The 16,904-nt window shown below is 38.3% G+C and carries 18 protein-coding genes; all 18 read left to right on the forward strand.

The window, feature by feature from the left end; all coding sequences use genetic code 11:
* The first annotated feature begins 130 nt into the window (after positions 1 to 130).
* The gene (folE, locus tag CEF18_RS03655; protein WP_110935238.1) at positions 131 to 697 is read left to right on the forward strand and encodes a GTP cyclohydrolase I FolE; all 567 of its coding nucleotides are present in this window, start codon (positions 131 to 133) and stop codon (positions 695 to 697) included.
* Between the two features lie 82 nt (positions 698 to 779).
* Positions 780 to 998, forward strand: coding sequence for a trp RNA-binding attenuation protein MtrB (mtrB, locus tag CEF18_RS03660; protein ID WP_110935239.1), 219 nt, complete (start codon positions 780 to 782; stop codon positions 996 to 998).
* A gap of 311 nt (positions 999 to 1,309) precedes the next feature.
* On the forward strand, positions 1,310 to 2,128 hold the full coding sequence (locus CEF18_RS03665; RefSeq protein ID WP_110935240.1) for a heptaprenyl diphosphate synthase component 1: 819 nt from the start codon (positions 1,310 to 1,312) through the stop codon (positions 2,126 to 2,128).
* Between the two features lie 3 nt (positions 2,129 to 2,131).
* Positions 2,132 to 2,833: a demethylmenaquinone methyltransferase gene (locus CEF18_RS03670; RefSeq protein ID WP_110935241.1), complete on the forward strand. Its 702-nt coding sequence runs from the start codon at positions 2,132 to 2,134 to the stop codon at positions 2,831 to 2,833.
* 31 nt (positions 2,834 to 2,864) lie between these two features.
* Entirely contained in the window at positions 2,865 to 3,725 is an 861-nt protein-coding gene (locus CEF18_RS03675) for a UbiA-like polyprenyltransferase (protein ID WP_110935242.1), read from the forward strand.
* The gene (locus CEF18_RS03680; RefSeq protein ID WP_110935243.1) at positions 3,722 to 4,333 is read left to right on the forward strand and encodes a UbiX family flavin prenyltransferase; all 612 of its coding nucleotides are present in this window, start codon (positions 3,722 to 3,724) and stop codon (positions 4,331 to 4,333) included. The genes CEF18_RS03675 and CEF18_RS03680 overlap by 4 nt, the downstream gene beginning before the upstream one ends.
* Complete coding sequence (locus CEF18_RS03685; protein ID WP_110935244.1) at positions 4,330 to 5,187, forward strand: menaquinone biosynthesis protein; 858 nt, start codon at positions 4,330 to 4,332, stop codon at positions 5,185 to 5,187. The genes CEF18_RS03680 and CEF18_RS03685 overlap by 4 nt, the downstream gene beginning before the upstream one ends.
* 14 nt (positions 5,188 to 5,201) lie before the next feature.
* The gene (gene hepT, locus CEF18_RS03690; protein WP_110935245.1) at positions 5,202 to 6,173 is read left to right on the forward strand and encodes a heptaprenyl diphosphate synthase component II; all 972 of its coding nucleotides are present in this window, start codon (positions 5,202 to 5,204) and stop codon (positions 6,171 to 6,173) included.
* Positions 6,174 to 6,533: 360 nt separating this feature from the next.
* Positions 6,534 to 6,977 (forward strand): nucleoside-diphosphate kinase, encoded by a 444-nt coding sequence (ndk, locus tag CEF18_RS03695; protein ID WP_110935246.1) that lies wholly within the window; start codon positions 6,534 to 6,536, stop codon positions 6,975 to 6,977.
* 108 nt (positions 6,978 to 7,085) lie between these two features.
* Positions 7,086 to 7,859, forward strand: a complete 774-nt coding sequence (locus CEF18_RS03700) for a CheR family methyltransferase (RefSeq protein WP_110935247.1) — start codon at positions 7,086 to 7,088, stop codon at positions 7,857 to 7,859.
* Positions 7,860 to 8,025: 166 nt separating this feature from the next.
* Positions 8,026 to 9,198: a chorismate synthase gene (aroC, locus tag CEF18_RS03705; protein WP_110935248.1), complete on the forward strand. Its 1,173-nt coding sequence runs from the start codon at positions 8,026 to 8,028 to the stop codon at positions 9,196 to 9,198.
* Complete coding sequence (gene aroB / locus CEF18_RS03710) at positions 9,198 to 10,292, forward strand: 3-dehydroquinate synthase (protein ID WP_110935249.1); 1,095 nt, start codon at positions 9,198 to 9,200, stop codon at positions 10,290 to 10,292. Before aroC ends, aroB begins: the two co-directional genes overlap by 1 nt.
* Complete coding sequence (aroH, locus tag CEF18_RS03715; protein ID WP_110935250.1) at positions 10,289 to 10,657, forward strand: chorismate mutase; 369 nt, start codon at positions 10,289 to 10,291, stop codon at positions 10,655 to 10,657. The genes aroB and aroH overlap by 4 nt, the downstream gene beginning before the upstream one ends.
* 304 nt (positions 10,658 to 10,961) lie before the next feature.
* A complete protein-coding gene (trpE, locus tag CEF18_RS03720) occupies positions 10,962 to 12,467 on the forward strand; it encodes an anthranilate synthase component I (protein ID WP_110935251.1) in 1,506 nt (501 codons plus the stop codon).
* The gene (trpD, locus tag CEF18_RS03725; RefSeq protein ID WP_110935252.1) at positions 12,464 to 13,477 is read left to right on the forward strand and encodes an anthranilate phosphoribosyltransferase; all 1,014 of its coding nucleotides are present in this window, start codon (positions 12,464 to 12,466) and stop codon (positions 13,475 to 13,477) included. The genes trpE and trpD overlap by 4 nt, the downstream gene beginning before the upstream one ends.
* A complete protein-coding gene (gene trpC, locus CEF18_RS03730; protein WP_110935253.1) occupies positions 13,477 to 14,256 on the forward strand; it encodes an indole-3-glycerol phosphate synthase TrpC in 780 nt (259 codons plus the stop codon). The genes trpD and trpC overlap by 1 nt, the downstream gene beginning before the upstream one ends.
* A complete protein-coding gene (gene trpB, locus CEF18_RS03735) occupies positions 14,253 to 16,082 on the forward strand; it encodes a tryptophan synthase subunit beta (RefSeq protein WP_110935254.1) in 1,830 nt (609 codons plus the stop codon). The genes trpC and trpB overlap by 4 nt, the downstream gene beginning before the upstream one ends.
* A complete protein-coding gene (gene trpA, locus CEF18_RS03740) occupies positions 16,079 to 16,876 on the forward strand; it encodes a tryptophan synthase subunit alpha (protein ID WP_110935255.1) in 798 nt (265 codons plus the stop codon). The genes trpB and trpA overlap by 4 nt, the downstream gene beginning before the upstream one ends.
* The last annotated feature ends 28 nt before the right edge of the window (positions 16,877 to 16,904 follow it).

Raw genomic sequence — 16,904 nt, forward strand, 5'->3', positions numbered from 1 at the left:
TTCTTAGAGACAATGGCAATTTGTGGCGGTACCATGATAAGAAGGTTTTCTTGTCACAAGGCAAAGCGGTATGCTAAACTTTTATAGATATCTACATAATCAGTTAATATGAAATGGAGGCCGTATTGCTATGAGCCAGGTTGACCATGAAAAAATAGAAAAAGCAGTAACCATGATTCTCGAAGCAGTAGGAGAGGATCCAACCCGCGAAGGGTTACTAGACACACCTAAAAGAGTAGCTAGAATGTATGAAGAGGTATTCCAAGGTTTAAATCAAGATCCACGAGAACATTTCAAAACAGTTTTTGGAGAAGATCACGAGGAACTCGTACTAGTAAAGGATATACCGTTTTATTCAATGTGTGAACATCATCTAGTTCCTTTCTTTGGTAAGGTACATATAGGCTATATACCAAAAGGCGGCAAAGTTACAGGTTTGAGTAAATTGGCAAGAGCTGTGGAGGCGGTGTGTCGACGTCCCCAGTTACAGGAACGAATTACCTCGACCGTCGCCAATTCAATTGTAGAGACACTAGATCCTAGAGGAGTTATTGTTGTCGTTGAAGCTGAGCATATGTGTATGACGATGAGAGGGGTTCGAAAACCCGGATCCAAGACAGTAACCTCGGCTGTAAGAGGTGCATTTGAACGCAGTGATGCAGCTCGTGCTGAAGTTTTATCCTTGATTAAGGATTAGTTATTACCTTTCAATAAAATATCATTATCAGGCTAGGATTTTTATTCAGACTTGATAATGCAATGAAACGGGGGGTCTTCCATTGGCAGAATCTAATGATTATATTGTAATTAAAGCAAAAGAAGATGGTGTGAGTGTAATCGGTTTGACTAGAGGAACGGATACGAGATTTCATCATTCGGAGAAATTAGACAAAGGCGAGATGATGATAGCCCAATTTACAGAGCATACGTCGGCCATAAAAATACGCGGTAAAGCTCTATTACAGACAGCTCATGGTGAAATGAGCAGTGATGAGTAAAACTAAGTGTCGCTCTTAAAACTAGGTATTCCTTTTAATTAGTTTTCTAAAGTTGGTGCACTAATCAATCTGATTAACGAGACCGGGCATAATATAGCCTGGTTTTCTTGCTTTTTAGATTCAGCCAATAGGTTATCCCACCATACATACTACGAGGTCATCCTTGTTCTAAAATTTTGAGCTTATCACGTAAGTAATGTTTTATTTTGTATCCTTATCGCTATGGACTAATTGTGATATACTAGACGTGCATAGAATGCGATATATACTGGATATATTTTTATGCACTTTGAAAGCTGGGGGACTTTTGAATGACTGCGATTTATACGAACAATGAGGAATTAAAAAATATATATGACAGCTTTTATCTGCATGTTAATCATCCGTACTTAAATAAATACATTAAAAATCCAGAGATTGATGAGGATCAGGCGGAAGTTCTTCTTCTGATGCTTAAAGAAAAAGATTTGTCAGTTACATTTATTCACGACTGTATTCTAACAACGATGTTGGTTCAAGCGGCATTAGATATCCATGAAACTGTCGACACGCATGAACTTGGTACAAGCAAGCTAAAAACAAAACGGCAACTCTCTGTTCTTGGCGGAGATTACTATAGCAGTCTTTACTATTACGTTCTTTCCAAGTTAGAAAACAGTTCTTTAATTAGAGCATTTGCTCGCTCCATTCAAGAGATTAATGAATCTAAAATGAACATATATAAACAACATAAAAAAAATGCGCAGCCATCTCTTAATGATTTGAAGAAAATTTATTCTTCAGTACATATAAATATCGCGGAGCTATTAGATCTGAATGATTGGAGTGAAGGATTGGAACAGTTTTTCTTACTCAAATCTTTGCTTAAGGAAAGGTTCGATCTGATTGAATCAGGCAAAACAGGGATTATAGCTCAATCGCTGCATCAAATTATGGGAAACTCTCTAGTGAAATCAGAAACAAAACCTGATACGATTAATTACCTTAATTCTTATATTGCACTCACAGATTCAAACTTAAAACATTTTAATTGGCGAAATGAAGAAATACAAAAAATATTTCAAAAAAGAACAACGAATCTTTTATTGAAATACCAACTATCAGAGCAGTGTGTAGTGGAGGAAGGATAAACTATGGCCAGAACAAAAGAAGAGCGTGTCCATGATGTATTTGAATCGATTTCTGGTCAATATGACAAGATGAATGCTATTATCAGTTTTAAGCGGCATCTTGCTTGGCGAAAAGATACGATGAAGAAGATGGCAGTTCCTAAAGGAGCATCAGCACTGGATGTTTGTTGTGGAACCGCTGACTGGACAATTCATTTAGCTGAAGCAGTCGGTATTAACGGTAAGGTACGAGGGCTGGATTTCAGTGAGAATATGCTTTCTGTAGGTAAAGAGAAAGTAACTAATAAAAAGCTGAATCAGATAAAACTAATTCATGGTAATGCAATGGAGCTTCCATTTAAGGACAATGAATTTGATTTTGTAACGATTGGATTTGGTCTCCGTAATGTCCCGGATTACCTTCAAGTTCTTAAAGAAATGAGACGGGTTGTTAAACCAAATGGCACAGTTGTTTGTTTAGAGACATCTCAACCAACAGCCTTCGGTTTTAAACAAATTTATTGGTTGTATTTCAAGCATGTTATGCCATTATTCGGAAAGGTTTTTGCCAAAAGTTACGATGAATACTCGTGGCTTCAAGAATCAAGTCAGTCTTTTCCTGGTAAGGAAGAATTAAAATCATTATTTAAAGAAGCTGGATTTGAGGATATTACATATAAATCATACTCTGGCGGAGTGGCTGCATCTCATTTTGCTAAAAAATAAAAGATTTAATGTTTTGAAGTGGGGATAACAGATGAGAAAATTAAAGATAATTTTAGAAATGATTAAATTTGAACATACAGTTTTTGCATTACCCTTTGCCTTCCTTGGTACGGTATTGGGTAGTTTGATAATCAATGGAAGTTGGCCAACCATATCCGATTGGATCTGGATCACTCTTGCGATGGTAGGTGCAAGAAGTGCTGCAATGTCATTAAATCGACTAATCGATGCTCAAATCGATAAAGCTAATCCACGTACAAAAGACCGGGCTATTCCTGCTGGTTTGTTATCAAAAATGGAGACATCACTATTTATCGTTGTTTCATTTGTAGTGTTGTTTGTAGCTGCATTTCAATTGAATATGCTAGCCGTTTACCTATTACCGGTAGCTGTATTCTTTCTTGTGTTTTATTCCTATACGAAGAGGTTTACGTGGCTTTGTCATGTGTTTCTAGGGTTTACAATAGGCATAGCGCCATTAGGTGGATGGGTTGGAGCTACAGGAACGTTAACATGGGAAGCTTTTGTTTTGTTTCTAGCCGTAGCTTTTTGGACAGCCGGTTTTGACGTTATTTATGCTACTCAGGATGCTGATTATGATAAAAAAGTAAACTTACATTCGATCCCAAGTTTTTTTGGAATTACAAAAGCTCTGTTAATTGCTAGAGGATTTCACATCGTAAGCTTGGCATCGATGTTAATATTATTTTTTATCGCGCCATTAGGTTGGATTTATCTGGCGGGTGTTATTATTGTTGGATCAATTATGGTATATGAACATATGCTTGTATCTCCAGAAGATTTGTCTAAAGTGAATGTAGCGTTCTTTAAAATGAATGGGATTATTAGTGTGGTCATGCTAGCCTTTTCAATTGGAGACCTATTGCTATGACTCAACAAACGAATAAAAAAGTTCTTACAGTTGCGATCACAGGGGCTAGCGGTGCAGTCTATGGCGTTCGTTTTGTACAAGAACTGTTAAGACAAGGGCATACTGTTCATTTTGTTCTTACAGGAGCAGCGTGGCAAGTGTTTCATTATGAACTTCAATTAGATACCACAGACCAAGAGAAATGTCTTGAAAAATTATTTGGTGGTTATAAAAACTTTCATTATCACACCCAGCAAGATTTTTCAGCACCTATTGCCAGCGGATCAGCCAAAAGCGATGGAATGATCATTATTCCTTGCTCAATGGGTACATTAGCAAAAATTGCCCACGGAATTTCTAGTAATTTACTAGAGAGATCAGCCGATGTTGTATTAAAAGAGCGGAGAAAACTGGTAATTGTGCCCCGAGAGACGCCATTAAACTCTATTCACTTAGAGAACATGAAACGTCTTAGCGACTTAGGTGGATTGATTGTACCAGCAATGCCGGGCTTCTATCATAATCCGGAATCAATGGATGATATGATAAACTTTGTTGTAGGTAAAGTATTGGACCAGGTAGATGTTGATCATAATTTATTTACACGTTGGGGAGGCGGAGAATCATGAGCTTAATCGTTGGTGAAATATCTTACACGAATATTAGGCCGATGTTTCATTATATTGACCGTAGTACCTTAATAAATAAAGGGTGTGAATTTGTCCCGGCAATTCCGGCTAAATTAAACAAGGAAATGAAGGAAGGCACTATTCACGTTGGAGGAATATCTTCGTTTGCTTATGGTGAAAATGCAGAAAAATACAAAGTATTACCTCAACTATCTGTATCATCACCTAAAAGTGTCGGGTCTATTTTTCTGTTTTCTAAGACGAAGATAGAGGACTTGGACAAGGCCTCCATCGCGTTAACGTCGAGCTCGGCAACGTCTGTCAACTTATTAAAAATTATCCTGCAACACTTTTACCAACTGGATGTACATTATGAAACAACGGCACCTGATTATACTCAAATGATGAGTGAACATGATGCATGTCTTTTAATTGGTGATGATGCTATTTTAGCGAAAATGAATAAGCCTAATCATATTTTTCATTATGACTTAGGAGCATTATGGGCTCATTTTACGAATCTGCCGATGACATACGCAGTATTTGCAGTTAGAAAAGAGGCTTGGAAAGATCAACCTGATCTATTAGCAGAGCTTCATGAGCAATTTCTGTGGAGTAAGGACAAGTGCATGAGGGACGGATATTCAAGTATGATAAAATCAATAAAGCTGGAATTGGGTGGCACAACAAGTTTTTGGAGGAATTATTTCTCTGGATTAAACTATGAACTGACAGATCGGCATTTTGAAGGCTTGTATTATTATTACAAATTAGCGTACGACTTAAAGCTTTTATCAAAAGACGTTCGTCATATTTCGATTTGGAACCCTGCCGATCACTTTCATTCTGTTTAGCAAGGTGGACTATTATGAGACTTACTGATATATACTGGCATTTGAGGTCGGACATAACGAGAATTGAAAAAGAAATAGAAAAAACGATTGATGCGCAGCATCCCATTTTACAGGAGGCTTCCTCTCATTTGTTGAAAGCGGGCGGGAAAAGAATTCGACCGGTATTTGTGCTGTTATCTGCACAATTTGGGAATTATGATTTAGAGAAGATTAAACATGTCGCTGTTCCACTTGAATTAATTCATATGGGCTCACTTGTTCATGATGATGTGATTGATGATGCAGAACTTAGACGAGGAAAAAAAACGATTAAATCAAAGTGGGATAACCGTGTCGCAATGTATACTGGGGATTTTATCTTCGCAAAAGCAGTTGAAACAGCCACGTATAGTAATGAACCTAAACTTCATCGGATTTTATCTGATGCGATGGTGGAAATGTGTATTGGCGAGGTAGAACAAATTAAATACCAATATGACTCTAATCAACATTTCAGAGTTTATCTTCGGCGGATTAAACGTAAAACCGCTCTTCTAATAGCTGTGAGTTGTCAATTAGGTGCTATGGTTTCTGGTGCTACAGAAGAACACCAACGTTTATTAAAAAATTATGGGTATAACTTGGGAATGGCATTTCAAATTACTGACGATATTTTGGATTTTGTCGGCACAGAAAAAGAATTAGGTAAGCCTGCGGGAAGCGATTTACTTCAAGGTAATGTAACACTTCCGGCTTTATATGCAATGCAGCAAAGTCAAACCTTAAGGCAAACGATAGAGGCTTACCTAAACAAGAATGGTCTCAACTTTATTGATATGCATGGTACTATTGAAAAAGTTAAGCAGACAGATGCCATTGCCAATTCTAAGAAAGTAGCGGATCTTTATATCCAAAAAGCATTGCAGGCATTGGAAGCCCTTCCTGATACCCAAGCTAAGCACTCATTGACTCAAATAGCTCATTACATAGGAGACAGAAAGTTTTAAGCATCAGGATGTCTCAGTTTGTTAAAAGAATTATGAGACGTCTATGAGAGTAATAAGCAAATATTTCTTAGAGCCCGCTATGATTAATTCTTAATGCTTAGCGGGTAGGGCCCAGTGAAATCATTATTTAAATAGGTGTTAAATGATACATTTTTTAAGAGAATTTATAAAAATGACAGCTATCTTCACGCCACACGTATCAAGGGAAACCCACCCTTGATACTTAAATGATAGTGGCGAAAGATAACACTGTATTTAATAAAAGACGCTTAGCGTTTTTCTTAAGGTGTTGTGAAAGTTTGAAATATTTGCTATAATCTAAATGTTGGAAGTTATATACATATGTTGGAGGAATGCATGATGGAACAGACGTTTTTAATGGTAAAACCGGATGGTGTTCAAAGAAACCTTATCGGTGAAGTAGTTTCTCGCTTTGAAATGAAAGGGTTTACACTAATTGGGGCAAAAGTGTTACAAATTTCTCCCGAATTAGCTGAAACACATTATGGGGAACATAAAGGAAAGCCATTTTTCGAAGGGCTTGTTGAGTTTATTACGTCAGGACCTGTATTTGCAATGGTTTGGGAAGGTGACGGAGCAATTCTAGAAGCTCGTAAAATGATAGGGAAAACAAAACCTCAAGAAGCGGATCCAGGAACAATACGTGGAGATTATGGTGTAAATATGTCTAAAAATATTATTCATGGTTCTGATTCAGTAGAAAGTGCAAAAAGGGAAATTTCACTTTTCTTTAATGACAATGAGATTGAATCCTATAGTAAAACGGTTAATAAATGGGTCTAACTTCAAAAAGCTGCCTACCCGGTAGCTTTTTTTCTATTACACGGTAGTCGTAACAACATAAATATGTTACAAGTAATAGTATCACAGTTAGGAAAGAGGATTATTTCGATGGATGATTACCAATATTTTATAGACCAAGTGAAACAAAAAACAGCAATTGATTTATCCTATTACAAGGAGGCTCAGATGAAGCGGAGGTTAACCTCATTAAGAGATAAAAGAGGTTTCGCCAATTTTGAGGAGTATTATAAAGCAATGACACAAGAACAAGAGTTATTTGAAGAATTCTTACAACGAATGACAATTAACGTATCTGAGTTTTTTCGGAACCCACAAAGATGGACTGTTTTAGAAAAGAAAATCATTCCAAGACTATTGAAAAATCAGTCGTCTATTAAAATGTGGAGTGCAGCCTGTTCCACTGGGGAAGAACCTTACTCTTTAGTTATTTTACTTAACCAATTCCTTACATACAAACAAATAGATTTATTAGCCACTGACTTGGATCAGTCGATTCTGGATCGTGCAATAAATGGATTTTATCCAGAACGTGCTTTAAAAGAAGTAGAAAACAAAAAGTTACAAACTTATTTTGAAAAACAAGATTTAGGTTATTCAGTGAATGATGAAGTAAAGAAACCAATTCGATTTGGACGACATAATTTACTTCACGATAAATTTGAGACTGGATTTGATTTAATCGTATGCAGAAATGTGATGATTTATTTTACGGAAGACGCGAAAGATAAGTTATATCAAAAGTTCGCTGATGCTTTAAAGCCTGGCGGAGTTCTTTTTGTTGGGAGTACCGAACAGATATTTAATGCCCAGCGTTATGGACTTGAAACGGAAGATACCTTTTTTTATAAGAAAATGGAATAAGAAAAGGTCTTGTTTCTTTCTCTCTGGTAGAAAATTTTGTCGATTATTTTGATTAATATTTAAAAAATTCATGTATTTCCCTTGAAAAATTGTCTGAAATCATAAACAATAGATATAATGACTTTTTAACACATAAAAGCGATAAAGAAAGCTGAGGTAGGTATAAATGCGTTTTTTAACAGCAGGCGAGTCTCATGGACCAGAATTAACAGCAATAATAGAAGGGGTTCCTAGTCAACTCCCTTTAACAGTAGAGGATATTAACGAACACCTAGCCAGAAGACAAAAAGGCTACGGCAGAGGTCGAAGAATGCAAATTGAGAAAGATCAAGTTCGAATTACCAGTGGTGTTCGACACGGAAAAACAACTGGAGCACCAATCACGTTGCATGTAGAAAACAAAGATTGGACACATTGGACGAAAATTATGGGTGCTGAGCCTTTAACAGAAGAAGAAGAGCAGGACATGAAGCGAAAGATTACACGTCCAAGACCTGGACACGCTGATTTAAACGGAGCAATAAAGTACCGTCATCGAGATATGAGAAATGTACTGGAACGCTCATCTGCTCGTGAAACAACTGTAAGGGTTGCAGTAGGAGCGGTAGCACAAGTTATATTGAAACAGTTTAATATTGATATTTGTGGACATGTTCTGGAAATCGGGGATGTAGTTAGTAATCAAAAAGACCTGGACTCTGTCCAAGAGCTAAAAGAAATATCTGAAGCATCTGAAGTTAGGTGTATTGATCCTGAAGCAAGTGAAAGGATGAAACAAGCGATTGATGATGCAAAGCAAAATGGCGATTCAATCGGTGGTATTGTCGAAGTGGTGGCAAACAATGTTCCTATTGGATTGGGAAGCTTTGTACACTATGATCGTAAGTTAGATGGGAAAATAGCTCAAGGGGTACTTAGCATCAATGCATTTAAAGGAGTCGAAATTGGACTTGGTTTTGAAGCGGCTAGATTAAAAGGAAGCCAGGTCCATGATGAAATAGCACATGACGAAGAAAGAGGTTTTTTCCGCAAATCAAATCGTTTAGGTGGATTTGAAGGCGGTATGACAAATGGGATGCCTGTTGTTGTTCATGGCGCAATGAAACCTATTCCTACGCTATACAAGCCGTTACAGAGTGTAGATATTGATACAAAAGAAGCTTTCTCAGCTAGTATTGAACGTTCTGACAGCTGTGCAGTTCCGGCAGCTGCAGTTGTTTGCGAAGCTGCAGTAGCTTGGGAACTGGCTGATGCATTTTTAGATAAGTTTGGATCAGATACAATGGATGACATTAAGAAGCATTATGACGCGTATATGAAAGAAGCGAGGGAATTTTAATGAACGCCCCTAGTCTGACGATTGCGAGTGAAAAAAATAGTTACCCTGTTTTTATTCAAGGTGGTTTAAGGCATGAGTGCTTCTCCTATATTAGGGAGGCACTGCAAAAGAGTGTTAGTTCGTATATGATCATGATTGATGAAAATGTAGCTGATCTTTATTTAGCTGACTTACTAGCTTCTTTCCCTGAAAATATTCAACCCACTGTAACGAAGATAGCAAGTGGAGAGGGATCGAAATCGATCGAGAAATTCAGTCAATTATTAACCGAGGCGCTCGAGGTGCCATTAGACAGGCAATCGGTGATCATCGCAGTAGGAGGAGGAGTCACTGGAGATTTGGCGGGCTATGTAGCCGCTTCTTACATGCGGGGAATCCGGTTTATTCAAATGCCAACGACTTTACTGGCCCATGATAGCAGTGTTGGCGGGAAAACAGGTATTAATCACCCGTTAGGCAAGAATCTAATTGGAGCATTTCATGCTCCTTCTGCGGTCTTATATGACTCTGATATGCTGCGCACTCTGCCTGAGACAGAGTGGCGGTCAGGTTTTGCAGAGGTAGTGAAACATGGTTTCATTAAAGATACGGCGTTTCTAGAGTGGCTTGAAAAGAAAGTCATGTCATTCTCTGACATACCTTCTGATATATTGAACGAAATGCTGAGAAGATCCATTGCAGTGAAAGCAGAGATCGTTCAGGAGGATGAAAAGGAAAATGGTGTACGGGCCTTTCTTAACTATGGACATACTTTAGGACACGCATTAGAGTCAGAATTAGGCTATGGAAAACTGACACACGGAGAGGCAGTTGCTATAGGAATGGCGTTTGCCCATAAATTAAGTGAACGAGTGTTCCATACAACTTTACCCACTAAAACGCATGAAATATATATGACCAAACTAGGCTATCAGTTATCTATTCCAGAGGGGATTTCAGCTGCATCACTACTTCAACGTATGAAGCTTGATAAAAAAGCGGAGCATAATCGCATTCGTTTTGTATTACTAGAGGAAATGGGGAAACCGGTCTTGTTACCGGTTGAGGAACAAGTCGTATTAGATCTACTCGTAAGTGAGGGGGTTAACGCATGATTCGTGGATTACGAGGTGCAACCACTGTCGAAGAAAATAATGGTGATTCAATTTTAGCAGCGACAAAGGAACTCATGCTGGAAATTCAAGAAACGAACGGATTTCATCCTGAGGATATCTCTCATATTATAATAACAATGACAGAGGATTTGAATGCTACATTTCCCGCGAGAGTATTACGTGACATTGCAGGTTATCAGCTTGTACCTGTGATGTGCGCTCAAGAAATAGCAGTTCCCGGTGGATTACCAAAATGTATACGACTGATGGTAACTGTAAATACGACAAAATTTCAAAATGAAATTAAGCATATTTATCTTAATGATGCTGTAAATCTTAGACCTGACTTAACGCTTGACAAATGATTATATAGTCAGTACTATTGCTAATAAGTTTAGATTAGTAGAGAAGTTACGAGAGAATTAGTAAATGAGTGAACAAAAGTTGAGAAGAGCAGAGTTGGAGTTGAGGAGAGCAGAGAAGAGTGTATCAATTTACAGGATACGTCTGCCCTTTGGCAGGCGTTTTTATATTTTACCCCGTTCTTCCTCTTGTTACCATCCCTGTCTTAAGGAAGATATTCAATAGGTTGTCAATCCTTACGAAGGTGTTTTTCATAATACCCAATGAGACCAGTTGAAAATACATAATTAAAGAGAGGTGATTGGAATGTTAACGATATCAAAAGAAGCATTTGAGAGAGAATCTCAAACATATAAGACTGTAGCTGTATCGGCGAAGGTATTTGCAGATACAAAAACACCCATTCAATTATTCCATTTATTTAACGACCAAGCAGCATTTATTCTTGAAAGTAAGGACCCGTTATCTCCGTGGTCAAATTATTCCTTTATCGGATTAAATCCAATTTATTCCCTTTTCGATCAAGATAAATCGTATGTGTTTCAAAATAAAGCTGGTGATGTTTTAGCAGAAGGAAGTGCTTTTCAAGATACTTGGGAAAAAGCGTTGAACTATTTAAATATTTCTCCCAATATGCCTGATCTTCCTTTTCCAGGTGGGGCGGTTGGATACTTAGGATTCGAAGCTTATGCTCATTATGAACCTAGGTTAAAGCGTTCAGAAACATCGAGTGATGTATCTTTCTTATTTTGCGAAACCATTTTAGCATATCATCATGAAAAAGAAGAGTTAACAGTTGTTCATCTTCAATCAACAAACAGTACTGATGCGGATAGATCCTATAATCTTGCTAAAACAGAAGTTGATAACATCCTTCAAAAGATTGAAGAGGATAACGTGGTTTCAGCGTCGATGGTTCCAATGACACAAACGAAAGATGAAGATATCTTCAAAGGTGTGGCTTCCAACTATTCTAAAGAGGAATATATGAATCAAGTAAACAAAATCAAAGAATATATTGGTGCTGGTGATATTTTTCAGGCTGTTTTATCGCAAAGATTTGAATTGCCAGTTCAAACGGATGGTTTATCTCTTTATCGCGTCTTAAGAAAGATAAATCCATCTCCATATTTATACTATATAAGATTTAATGATCAGGAAATTATAGGTAGCTCACCAGAGCGCTTAGTAAAAGTGGATGAATCCAAAGAACTTGAAATTCATCCAATTGCGGGTACAAGAAAACGCGGTAAAACGAAAGAAGAAGATGAATTACTAGCTAAGGATCTACTTGGTGATGAGAAAGAACGAGCGGAACATTTGATGCTAGTAGATTTAGCCAGAAATGATATCGGCCGCGTAAGTGAATATGGCTCAGTGAATGTCAAGGATATGATGAACGTATCTTATTTTTCACATGTGATGCACTTAACGACGAAAGTCACAGGCAATTTGCGTAAAGGAACACATCCCTTTGAAGCTTTATTTTCTACTCATCCCGCCGGTACGGTTTCAGGAGCCCCTAAGGTCCGTGCTGTTGAAATCATTCAGGAGTTAGAACAAATGAAAAGAGGAGTTTATGCCGGCGCAATTGCTTACTGTGGATTTAATCAGGTGATTGATTCTTGTATTGCGATTCGGACAATTGTCCTTCAAAAGGGAGTTGCTTATGTTCAAGCAGGTGCCGGTATTGTACAGGACTCTGTCCCAGAAAGTGAATGGGAAGAGACACGAAACAAAGCAAAAGCATTAATATACGCAATTAAATTAGCCGAGCAGAGATTTGAAGCTGAGGAGGTTTCTAAAAGATGAGCAGAGCGTTAGATAAGATAATGTCAAAAGAAACGTTGTCGGAACAGGAAGCGCAACATCTTGTAATGGAGATGATGGAAGGTGCTGTTACACAGGAAGAAATGGCCGCTGTTTTAGCCATTCTCCAATTCCGAGGTGAAACTGTTGATGAGTTAGTAGGTTTTGCAAAAGGAATGAAACAAAAAAGTATTCAAATATCATTACCTTTTGAAGTAATGGATACATGTGGTACTGGCGGCGATGGTTCAAGTACGTATAATATTTCTACCGCAGTAGCTATTTTATTAAGCTCAATGGGCGTAAATGTGGCGAAACATGGCAACCGCAGTGTTTCTTCTAAAACTGGTAGTGCAGATGTATTAGAAGAACTAGGTATTCCTTTTCAGAAAAATGAAAAGGAAGCGGAGGATATGCTTCGAAAACATCATCTGACGTTTTTGTTTGCACAGACTTATCACTCTGCAATGAAAAATGTTGCACCCGTCAGAAAGAAATTAGCAATGAAGACTATTTTTAACTTATTAGGCCCGCTGACAAATCCAGCAGGTGCATCACATAGGATTATTGGGGTTTATGATGTTGAAGCTGCCAGAAAAATGGCTGAGGCATCCCGCCGATTAGGAATTCAACGCGCTCTTTTTGTTTGTGGGGAAGATGGGCTTGATGAAATTACTATCCAAGGTAAAACGACTGTTATTGAAGTAAATCAAGGAACTATTAAGGAATACACTATTTCTCCGGAAGACCTAGGTTTATCAACGAATGATATCGATGGCGCAATAGTCGAGACACCACAAGAAAGTGCAGCGCTCATTCAAGCAATTTTTCAAGAGAAAGCGCCAGAAGCAGCAAGGGATTTACTTCTTTTAAATGCAGGGGCTGGTCTCTACGTTCAAGGTGCTGTATCGTCAATGTCAGAAGGAGTCCATGCTGCTAGAAAAGCTTTGGGTGAGCCTGTCATGAAACATCTAGAAGCATTACAAATGGAGAAGGAGGCTTCGAATACCTGATGACAACTATATTAGATCGTATCGTAGAAAAGAAAAAAGAAGAATTATCATCCTTAATTCTACCAAGCGAACGTCTCGTAACACGTTCGAAGTATTCATTGACGGATTCAATTAGAAACTCTCAACACCCATTAGGGATCATAGCTGAAGTAAAAAAGGCCAGTCCTTCAAAAGGTATCTTAACGCATGATTTTAATCCTGTTGCAATTGCAAAATCTTATCAGAGCATCGGAGCAGCGGGGATTTCAGTATTAACCGATCAATCATTCTTTCAAGGCCATGCGGACTATTTAACAGCAATAAAATCAGAAGTAACAAACCCAATCTTACGAAAAGATTTTATTATTCATGAAAAAGAGGTTTCGTATTCTGAACGAATCGGTGCCGATGCGATCCTTCTCATTGCTGCTATTCTTGAAAGCTCTCAATTAAAAGAGTTGCACACACAAGCAGTCGAACTTGGTATGGACGTTTTGGTAGAAGTTCACAATGAAAGCGAATTAGAAAAAGTACTATCTCATATTACACCGCATTTAATTGGTGTAAATAACAGAAATTTAAGCACTTTTGATACAGATTTGACAACAACGAAGAGACTTCAACAATATATTCCTAAAGAAATTACCTTAATCAGTGAAAGTGGTATTCATTCTAAAAACGATGTTGATAAACTCAGGGAGTTAAATGTAAACGGAATTCTTGTTGGAGAAGGTTTTATGACGAGTCAAAATAAACAACAATTCGTCGATTCTTTGTTTTATGTGAGTGATAAAAAATGAAACCACTTTTAAAGTTTTGCGGTATGATGAATGAAAAAGATTATAAAAAGGCAGTAGCATCAAATACTGATCTCATTGGCTTTATTTTTGCTCCCAGCAAACGACAGGTCGATCCAGGTGAAGTTGGTCAATGGGCAACTGAAACACCTGCAAGCCCCCATCAGAAGCTTGTAGGTGTGTTTGTAAATGAAACAGTCGAAAAAATTGCAAGGGTTGTTCAGGATGCGAAAATAGACATCGTTCAATGTCACGGTAATGAATCTGTTGAAGAAATTCGAACTGTAAAGAGTTTTACAGGTGTGGACGTGTATAAGACGATCCATCATAACGACAGAGCTCTAGAAGAAATGAAAAAATACAGTTCTGTTGTCGATGGTTACCTTATTGATACGAAGACGGCAAATGCTTGGGGGGGCTCCGGAATTGCTTTTGACTGGGAGGCGATACCGAGTTATACCAAGGAGGCAGCTCGACAAGGCGTTCCTTGCCTGATCGCTGGTGGAGTGAAATTAGACAATATTCAAGCTCTATTAAAATATAACCCTTTAGGAATTGATCTATCTTCTGGGATTGAAACAAATGGGGAAAAGGATGAAAGGAAGATGAGTGGAATGACAAAAGCAGTGAATGAAACGTATCAACAACCTGATCATTTAGGACGATTTGGTCCATTTGGTGGAAAGTATGTTCCCGAAACTTTAATGTACGCATTGGAAGAATTAGAAAAAGCTTATGAAGAAGTGAAACATGATGAGAACTTTTCAGCAGAATTACTGAGGGAAATGAAAGAATATTCAGGCCGACCGACTGCGTTAACGAAGGCAGAAAGGTTGTCCAATCATTATGGTGGTGCGACAATTTATTTAAAAAGGGAAGATTTGAATCATACTGGCGCTCATAAAATTAACAATGCTTTAGCACAAGGACTTCTTGCAATAAAAATGGGGAAGAAACAAATTATTGCTGAAACCGGTGCTGGTCAGCATGGAGTAGCTTCTGCAACAGTAGCTGCGAGGTTCGGTTTATCATGTAAAGTATTTATGGGAGCGGAAGATATGCGCCGCCAGGAATTAAATGTTTTCCGTATGCGGCTTCTTGGAGCTGAAGTGATTGAAGTCCATTCAGGAGGCAAAACATTAAAGGATGCGACAAATGAAGCGATCAGACATTGGGTAGCTAATGTACATGATACGTTTTATCTGATCGGCAGTGTCGTCGGTCCACATCCTTATCCGATGATGGTGCGTGATTTTCAGAGTGTCATTGGCGAAGAAACGAAATCTCAGTTAGCTGAGAGAATTGGTCGCTTACCAGACGAAGTTGTTGCGTGTGTTGGTGGAGGAAGTAATGCAATGGGAATGTTTTATCCGTTTATCAATGACGATGTCGCTTTAACAGGCGTTGAAGCGGCTGGAAAAGGTACGGATACTTCGGAACATGCGGCTACACTTACAAAAGGTCGAAAAGGTGTGCTTCATGGATCGCTATCGTACTTGTTACAGGATGAACACGGAAATATTATTGAGCCATATTCTATTTCAGCCGGATTGGATTATCCGGGAATTGGACCAGAGCATGCTCATTTAAGAGATACTGGCCGCGTGAAATATGAAGCGGTAACCGATTCAGAGGCAATGGCTGCATTAGAAGATCTTTGTAAATTAGAAGGAATTCTTCCGGCAATTGAAACTGCTCATGCACTCGCTTATGTTCGTAAACAAGCACCAAAAATGAACAAGGATGATGTATTACTCGTTTGTCTATCAGGTCGGGGAGATAAAGATGTTCATACGATACAGGAAGTTCTCGGGGGTGACAAAGAATGAACCGAATAAAAAAGAGCAATTTTCAGGATAAAAAAGATAGATTTGTCCCATACATTATGAGTGGAGATCCTAGTTATGATGCTGCAATCGATATTGCTTTAGAGCTTCAGAATGCTGGCGTAGATGCATTAGAATGGGGAGTTCCGTTTAGTGATCCTTTAGCGGATGGTCCTGTGATACAAGCGGCGGGAGACCGGTCTAGAAACGCTGGTGGCAGTTTGACAAGCGCGTTGAAAGGAATTAAAGAAGCAAGAACAAGAGGACTTGAGCTACCGGTTGTGCTTTTTACGTATGTCAATCCAGTTCTGTCGTATGGAATCGAAAATGTTGTTTCGGCAATGCGGGAAGCAGATATTGATGGGATCTTAATTCCTGACTTACCGTTTGAAGAAAGTGAAGAGCTTCGTGAGCTTTGCGGGAAAGAGGATATTTCTGTTATTTCTCTTATAGCTCCAAGTTCCAAGCACCGAATGGAAAAAATCAGTAGACTCGGCGACGGTTTTCTTTACTACGTAACTTCTTTAGGGGTCACAGGCACTAGACAAAGTTTTTCTGATGACTTGGCAGCCTCTATTGAAACATTAAAAACCACAGCAACCGTTCCTGTTCTAGCAGGGTTTGGGATTTCTACACGAGAACATGTTCAGCATTTTCAATCAATTGCAGATGGTGTAATTGTAGGGAGTGCGTTAGTGAAATTTATTGGAGAGCGAAATTTGCTTTTGCAAGAGGAAGAAACAAAACAAAAAGCACTTGAAGAGATTAAAGAATTTGTACAAGAACTCATTTCGTAATAGTATAGAAGTAAATACAGTCGATTAG

It is taken from the genome of Salipaludibacillus neizhouensis (assembly GCF_002886185.1).
Classification (GTDB): Bacteria; Bacillota; Bacilli; order Bacillales; family Salisediminibacteriaceae; genus Salipaludibacillus; species Salipaludibacillus neizhouensis.

Bases quoted from the DNA above. Each gene is read 5' to 3' on its own strand.
- folE (WP_110935238.1), top strand. From the start codon at position 131: ATGAGCCAGGTTGACCATGAAAAAATAGAAAAAGCAGTAACCATGATT.
- CEF18_RS03665 (WP_110935240.1), top strand. From the start codon at position 1,310: ATGACTGCGATTTATACGAACAATGAGGAATTAAAAAATATATATGAC.
- CEF18_RS03670 (WP_110935241.1), top strand. From the start codon at position 2,132: ATGGCCAGAACAAAAGAAGAGCGTGTCCATGATGTATTTGAATCGATT.
- CEF18_RS03675 (WP_110935242.1), top strand. From the start codon at position 2,865: ATGAGAAAATTAAAGATAATTTTAGAAATGATTAAATTTGAACATACA.
- CEF18_RS03680 (WP_110935243.1), top strand. From the start codon at position 3,722: ATGACTCAACAAACGAATAAAAAAGTTCTTACAGTTGCGATCACAGGG.
- CEF18_RS03685 (WP_110935244.1), top strand. From the start codon at position 4,330: ATGAGCTTAATCGTTGGTGAAATATCTTACACGAATATTAGGCCGATG.
- hepT (WP_110935245.1), top strand. From the start codon at position 5,202: ATGAGACTTACTGATATATACTGGCATTTGAGGTCGGACATAACGAGA.
- ndk (WP_110935246.1), top strand. From the start codon at position 6,534: ATGGAACAGACGTTTTTAATGGTAAAACCGGATGGTGTTCAAAGAAAC.
- CEF18_RS03700 (WP_110935247.1), top strand. From the start codon at position 7,086: ATGGATGATTACCAATATTTTATAGACCAAGTGAAACAAAAAACAGCA.
- aroC (WP_110935248.1), top strand. From the start codon at position 8,026: ATGCGTTTTTTAACAGCAGGCGAGTCTCATGGACCAGAATTAACAGCA.
- aroB (WP_110935249.1), top strand. From the start codon at position 9,198: ATGAACGCCCCTAGTCTGACGATTGCGAGTGAAAAAAATAGTTACCCT.
- aroH (WP_110935250.1), top strand. From the start codon at position 10,289: ATGATTCGTGGATTACGAGGTGCAACCACTGTCGAAGAAAATAATGGT.
- trpE (WP_110935251.1), top strand. From the start codon at position 10,962: ATGTTAACGATATCAAAAGAAGCATTTGAGAGAGAATCTCAAACATAT.
- trpD (WP_110935252.1), top strand. From the start codon at position 12,464: ATGAGCAGAGCGTTAGATAAGATAATGTCAAAAGAAACGTTGTCGGAA.
- trpC (WP_110935253.1), top strand. From the start codon at position 13,477: ATGACAACTATATTAGATCGTATCGTAGAAAAGAAAAAAGAAGAATTA.
- trpB (WP_110935254.1), top strand. From the start codon at position 14,253: ATGAAACCACTTTTAAAGTTTTGCGGTATGATGAATGAAAAAGATTAT.
- trpA (WP_110935255.1), top strand. From the start codon at position 16,079: ATGAACCGAATAAAAAAGAGCAATTTTCAGGATAAAAAAGATAGATTT.